This is a genomic window from Actinomadura logoneensis (assembly GCF_003428695.1).
Lineage (GTDB): Bacteria > Actinomycetota > Actinomycetes > Streptosporangiales > Streptosporangiaceae > Spirillospora > Spirillospora logoneensis.
This window is the reverse complement of record NZ_QURH01000699.1, coordinates 1-3,019: the sequence shown is the minus strand read 5'-3', so window position 1 is coordinate 3,019 and position 3,019 is coordinate 1. Positions and strand designations below refer to the sequence as shown.

The 3,019-nt window shown below is 74.0% G+C and carries 2 protein-coding genes and 1 pseudogene; 1 reads left to right on the top strand and 2 read right to left on the bottom strand.

The window, feature by feature from the left end; genetic code table 11:
* The first annotated feature begins 48 nt into the window (after positions 1–48).
* Entirely contained in the window at positions 49–864 is an 816-nt protein-coding gene (locus DZF91_RS25850) for a PIG-L family deacetylase (protein ID WP_117359800.1), read from the top strand.
* A gap of 256 nt (positions 865–1,120) precedes the next feature.
* Here DZF91_RS25850 and DZF91_RS25845 read toward each other — a convergent pair whose 3' ends face one another.
* Positions 1,121–2,344, bottom strand: coding sequence for an ARPP-2 domain-containing protein (locus DZF91_RS25845; protein ID WP_235834562.1), 1,224 nt, complete (start codon positions 2,342–2,344; stop codon positions 1,121–1,123).
* A pseudogene (locus DZF91_RS25840) lies at positions 2,341–3,019 on the bottom strand (hypothetical protein); the annotation flags it as partial. The gene DZF91_RS25845 and the pseudogene DZF91_RS25840, both read right to left, overlap by 4 nt.

Genomic DNA, 3,019 nt, shown 5'->3' with positions numbered 1-3,019 from the left:
CCGGTCCTGGACCGGGCGGCCATCCCCCATATGAGGAGTATCCGCACTATGGAGCACCAACTCACCCTGATGGCGGTCCACGCCCACCCCGACGACGAGGTCCTGGGGACCGGCGGGGTGCTGGCGCGGGCCGCCGCCGAGGGCCACCGGGCCGTCCTGGTGACCTGCACCAACGGCGAGCAGGGCGACGACGCGAACGGGCGGAAGCCGCAGGACGAGGGGCACGACGCCGAGGGCGTGGCGCGCGTCCGGCTGGCCGAGCTGCGCGAGTCGACGTCCATCCTGGGCATCGAGCACGTGGAGCTGCTCGGCTACCGCGACTCGGGCATGGTCGGCTGGGCCGCGAACGAGGACCCGCGGGCCTTCGCCAACGTCCCGGTCGAGGACGCGGCGGCCCGCCTGGCGGAGCTCATGGAGCACTACCGTCCGGACGTCGTGGTCACCTACGACGACAACGGCAACTACGGCCACCCGGACCACATCCAGGCCCACCGGATCGCGGTCGCGGCGGCCGAGAGCACCGGCATCCCCCGCAAGTTCTACGAGACCGCGGTGCCGCGCTCCGGAATCCAGACGATGTTCGAGGAGGCGAAGAAGGCCGGCGTGGATCTGGGGGACGAACTCCCCGACGACTTCGGCACCCCGGACGAACTGATCACCACCGTGGTGGACGTGTCGGCGCACGCCGTGCGCAAGCGCAAGGCGCTGGAGGCGCACGCCAGCCAGGGCGAGAACATCTTCCTGCTGCGCCTCCCGGAGGAGGTCCAGGCCCGGGTGTTCGGCTTCGAGGCGTTCGTCCGCCGGTACAGCCGGGTCGACGCCGAGCTGCCCGAGACCGACCTGTTCGCCGGCCTGCGCGACTGACCCGCCTCATCGCGCCCGGCCCGCGCCCGCGGTCCGGGCCGGTGAGCGCCCGGCCCGCCCCATTGAGCGTTCGGCCCGTTGAGCGTTCAGCTCGTTGAGCGTTGTGCCCATTGAGCCTCGGTCCGTTGAGCGTCCGGCCCGTTGAGCCTTCGGCCCGCTGGGTGTCCGGCTCCGGGAGTGCGGGGCCGGGTGAGCCCTTGACCGGGCCGGTGGACATGGGCGGACCAGGACGCCTTCCCTCAGCGGCACTCTTCCTTCAACGGCTCCGGGGCCCGCGGCGGGCGGCGGCCCTGTAGTGGTCGAGGACGTCCTGGCGCAGGAGGTAGCCGAAGCCCGCCCTCTGCAGCCGCAGCACCAGCGCCCCTTGGTCGACGCCGAGCGCGGCGGCGGTGTGGTCGAGCCGCCACTCGTTCGCGGCGAGCGTGCTCAGCAGGTGACCGCGGCGGATCTGGCTCTCGGACAGCCGGAACGTCTTGAGGTAGGCGAGCCGTGTGCCCTCCCCCTCGCCCACGGTGATCTGCTCACCGATGTGGTTGGGCCGTCCGGGCGTGAAGGCGGGCAGGAACCGGTAGAGCCGGGCGTCCCGCATCCGCTGGACCTCCTCGGCCCGGCCGCCGCCCTCGAAGACCTCCTCCGCCATGACCCGGTCGTGGAAGTCGGCCCATCCGCGCATCCGCCGCTCGGCCTCGGCGCGCAGGTCGGCCGGGGTCCGGACGGCCGTCTCGTCGATCGGCTCGGCGAGGTCGCGGACGGGAAGCCAGAGCCGCCCGTACTGGTGGACGAGCTCGCCGAACAGGTCCTCGACGAGGGTGGCGTGCAGGGCCCGGTAGTCGTCCGGGTGCGGGACGACGAACGCGCTGGCCAGGGCGTCCGCCACGTACACGAGGACACCGCACTGGCCGGGGTGGATCTCGAAGATCCGCAGGGCGTCGGCCAGCCCGGGGACCTGCGCTCCGGTGTAGGCGCCCTCCTCGCGCGGCGACAGCCCCGACGCGATCGCCCGGCGCGACCACTCCTCCCACGCGATCTCGGGACCGCCGAAGTGCAGCGCGAGGTAGCCCTCGACGGCCAGGTGCAGCGGAAGGAAGCGCAGGCGGTCGGCCGCCACGCGGCGCGCCATCCGGCGGCGCACCCTGATCGGCAGGCCGGGCGGCGCCGTCCCCTTGTCGTCGCGCGCCAGCAGGCGCGTCCCGTAGGACGCGGTCGCCGTGTCGCCGTCGGACTCCCAGCGGGCGACGAAGGCGTGCGGGATGTAGGAGATGTAGTGGGTGCGGTCGCCGACGTCCACGATGGACGGCTCGTCGTAGGCGCGGCGGTCGAGCCGCAGTCCCTCGATCGGCTCCTCCCGGGCCAGCGGCACCAGGCGGATCGAGTTCCAGACCTGCGCGGGCAGGGTCACCAGCCCGGCCTCGCGGATCCAGCCCGGTCCGCGCCAGAGCGCGACGTCCCAGGTGGGGTCGGGCGGAAGGTCGGCCCTCACGGCGCCTCCCTCGTGACGGTCCCGATGTCGCCGGTCCCGGTGCCGGCGGTTTCGTCGGCCGTGCTCTCAGTGTCGCTCGCCGAGGTGGCGTCCGCCGGGGCGAGGAAGCGGGCCATGCGGGCGTCGAGATGGGCGCGGAGTTCGGGCAGCCCGACGCGTCCCTCGGCGAAGCGGGCCAGCTCGACGAGGGTGAGCAGATCCTCGGCGTCGCGGACGCCCGCCGTGGGGACGGTCGGGGCGAGCCGGCGCACGTCGAAGTCCGCGGCGTCGTAGACCGGGTTGAGGTGGGTGATCGAGACGCGGCGGTCCGGGTCGATGCGGGTCCGCCAGACGCGCAGGATCTCGGCGGCCAGTCCGGGCGGAGCGTTGTCGAAGCCGTCGGAGATGATCACCAGGCGGTCGGGGGCGGTGTCGAGGCCGTCGAGGACGCGCGTACCGAGCGGCGTGGGGCCGAACGGGTACAGCAGCAGCGCGTCGGTGCGGCCGGACGTCCAGAACGGGAGGTACTCCCCCGCGAGCGCCTCAAGCAGGAAGTGCCCGCCGAGCGCGACCGCGAGGGGCCGCCGCCGCTTATGGGCCGAGCCGACCGTGGAGAAGCTGTCGTCCAGGACCGCGGCGACGCGGCCCCAGCGCCCCGCCTCGGGGCCCGCGGCCCGGCGGGCGGCGGCGCGCAGG